The organism is Micromonospora tarensis, assembly GCF_016803395.1.
Classification (GTDB): Bacteria; Actinomycetota; Actinomycetes; order Mycobacteriales; family Micromonosporaceae; genus Micromonospora; species Micromonospora tarensis.
Genome location: NZ_JAEVHL010000421.1, coordinates 1 through 3,100 on the forward strand (window position 1 = coordinate 1; position 3,100 = coordinate 3,100).

Sequence of the window (3,100 nt, forward strand, 5' to 3'; positions counted from 1 at the left end):
CCAGCGGACGAACGCCGGCCCAGGCGGACAACGCCGGCCCGGCGGACGACGCCGGCCCAGCGGGTGGGCGGTCGCGGGCGGGGTGGGTGGGTGGACCAGGGCCAGGGGTTCAGCTCGAACGGTCCGGCGATGAACAGCCAGAGCACCAGACCGCCGAGACCCGCGCCGACCAGGGACGGCAGCGCGTCGGCGAGGTCCGCGCCGGAACGGGTCAGGGCGGCGGCCACGCCGATGGCACCGAACGCGGCGATGCCGGCCAGGCCGAGGGCCAGCCGGCGGACCGCCAGTACGCCGAAGAGCGCGGCGAACCCGCCGAGCAGCAGGGCCGTGCCGAACAGCAGCGCGATCTTGTCGTTGGTGCCGAAGAGATCGATGGCGAGGTGCTTCAGTGACTCGGGGACGGCGTCGACGACGACTCCGCCGACGGCCACCAGTGGCGCCGACCGAGGACCGGTGAACACCGCGACCGGTTCGGCGACCCCGATCGCGACGGCGGCAGCGGTGATTCCGGCCAGCGCGGCGTACCGCCGGGAGGTGGTGCTCATCGGCCCAGTGTGCGCGATCATCTCGGCGGCTCGCCAACAACGGCGGCGTCGGTAACGAACTGGTAAGACGGACCGGGGCACGCCGCCGTACGGCGGTGTGCCCCGGAACGGGTGTCGCTACCGGATCAGAAGCCCGGGCCGTGCTGGTGGCCGTGGCCGTGCCCGCCGCCAGCGGCGGCCGGCTCGGCCTGCTCCGGCTTCTCCACCACGAGGCTCTCCGTGGTGAGCAGCAGACCGGCGATCGAGGCGGCGTTGGTGACCGCGTTGCGGGTCACCTTCACCGGGTCGATGATGCCGGCCTTGACCAGGTCGACGTACTCGCCCTTGGCGGCGTCGAGGCCGTTGCCCCACTCGAGGTCGGCGACCTTCTGGGTCACGACGTAGCCGTCGTGACCGGCGTTCTGGGCGATCCAGCGCAGCGGCTCGACGAGCGCCTTGCGGACGACCGAGACGCCGATCTTCTCGTCACCGGTGAAGCCCAGGTCGTCGTCGAGCACCGAGCGGATCTGCACCAGGGCGGCGCCGCCGCCGGGCACAGTGCCCTCCTCGACCGCTGCCTTGGTCGCCGCGATGGCGTCCTCGATGCGGTGCTTGCGCTCCTTCATCTCGACCTCGGTCGCCGCGCCGGCCTTGATGACGGCGATGCCACCGGAGAGCTTCGCCAGCCGCTCGGCGAGCTTCTCCCGGTCCCAGTCGGAGTCGGAAGCCTCGATCTCCTTGCGGATCTGGGACACCCGGTCGGCGACGTCGGCCTTCTGGCCACCGCCGTCGACGATCGTGGTGTTCTCCTTGTCGACCACGACCCGCCGGGCGCTACCGAGCACCTCCAGGCCGACCTGGTCGAGCTTGTAGCCCAGCTCCGGGGCGACCAGTTCGGCGCCCGTGGAGATCGCGATGTCCTGGAGCATCGCCTTGCGCCGGTCACCGAAGCCCGGGGCCTTGACCGCGCAGACCTTGAGGGTCTTGCGCAGCGAGTTGACCACCAGGGTGGAGAGCGCCTGGCCGTCCACGTCCTCGGCGATGATCAGGAGGGGCTTGCTGTTCTGCAGGACCTTCTCCAGCAGCGGCAGCAGCTCCTCGATCGCCGAGATCTTCTGGGTGGTGACCAGGATGTACGCGTCCTCGAGGACGGACTCCTGACCCTCCAGGTCGGTGACGAAGTTCGGCGAGATGAAGCCCTTGTCGAACTGGAGACCCTCAGTCACGTCCAGTTCGGTGGTGAGCATCGAGCCTTCCTCGACGGTGATGACACCGTCGCGGCCGACGCGCTCCATCGCCTCGGCGATCAGGTCGCCGATCGTGGAGTCCTGTGCGGAGATCGTCGCCACGTTCGCGATCGACTCCTTGCTGGTGACCTCGGCGGCACGGCCGAGCAGCGCCTCGGAGACCTTGGTGGCCGCCGCGTCGATGCCCCGCTTGAGGCCGGCCGGGTTGGTCCCGGCGGTCACGTTGCGCAGACCCTCGCGGACCATCGCCTGGGCCAGCACGGTCGCGGTGGTGGTCCCGTCGCCGGCGACGTCGTTGGTCTTGGTCGCCACCTCCTTGACCAGCTGCGCGCCAAGGTTCTCGTACGGGTTGGTGAGCTCGATCTCCTTGGCGATGGTCACACCATCGTTGGTGATCGTCGGCGCACCGAATTTCTTGTCCAGGACGACGTTGCGCCCGCGCGGGCCGAGGGTGACCTTGACCACGTCCGCGAGGGCGTTGACACCGTGCTCCAGCAGGTGCCGGGCGTCGTCCGAGAAGCTCAGGATCTTCGCCATTTATGTCCCTTCGAAGTGCCATTGCCCCGGCCCGGCGAGCCGGACCGGGGCAGTGGCACTGATCGGTTGCTTACTTCTCGATGACCGCGAGGACGTCGCGGGCGGAGAGCACCAGGTACTCCTCGCCGGCGTACTTGACCTCGGTGCCGCCGTACTTCGAGTAGAGGACGGTGTCGCCGACCTGAACGTCAACCGGAACCCGGTTGCCGTTGTCGTCGACGCGCCCCGGGCCCACAGCGAGGACGGTGCCCTCCTGCGGCTTCTCCTTGGCGGTGTCGGGGATCACGATGCCCGACGCAGTGGTGGTCTCAGCCTCGTTCGCCTGGACCACGATGCGGTCCTCGAGCGGCTTGATCGCAACCTTGGTCGCGGTAGTCACGGGCATACCCTCCTGGGGTACTACTGGTTTCGTTGCTGGTCGGCGGGGCCGACCAGCGTCAATCTGCCTCATGCCACCGGGCGGGACCGTCGTCGCGGGTGCCGGTCCGCCTGGCGTGCGCACCCGGGTCGCGAGACCCGGAAGCTGGCACCCTCAGGGTGAGAGTGCTAATCGCAGGTTATTCCGTGGCTAGCACTCCGTCAAGGAGAGTGCCAGCGCGTCGCGCCCCGCCAGCCAGGATTTCTCGATCGACCCGGACAATGGGCGGGTGGATCTCGATCAACTGGCGGCGCTGCGTACCCCTGCGGGGTCGCCGCGCTCACGACGGCGGCCGGGCTGGCCGGCGGTGATCCACTGGCCGCGGCGTCGGCGCTGCGGGCGGCCGGGGTGCGCCGACGTTGGCCGCGGCGGCG

The 3,100-nt window shown here is 69.9% G+C and carries 2 protein-coding genes and 1 pseudogene; all 3 read right to left on the minus strand.

Annotated elements, in window-relative coordinates:
• A pseudogene (locus JM949_RS34955) lies at window positions 1-545 on the minus strand (molybdopterin-binding oxidoreductase); the annotation flags it as partial.
• A gap of 125 nt (window positions 546-670) precedes the next feature.
• The gene (gene groL / locus JM949_RS34960; protein WP_203152335.1) at window positions 671-2,308 is read right to left on the minus strand and encodes a chaperonin GroEL; all 1,638 of its coding nucleotides are present in this window, start codon (window positions 2,306-2,308) and stop codon (window positions 671-673) included.
• A gap of 70 nt (window positions 2,309-2,378) precedes the next feature.
• Window positions 2,379-2,693, minus strand: coding sequence for a co-chaperone GroES (gene groES / locus JM949_RS34965; protein WP_030330046.1), 315 nt, complete (start codon window positions 2,691-2,693; stop codon window positions 2,379-2,381).
• Window positions 2,694-3,100: the final 407 nt, after the last annotated feature.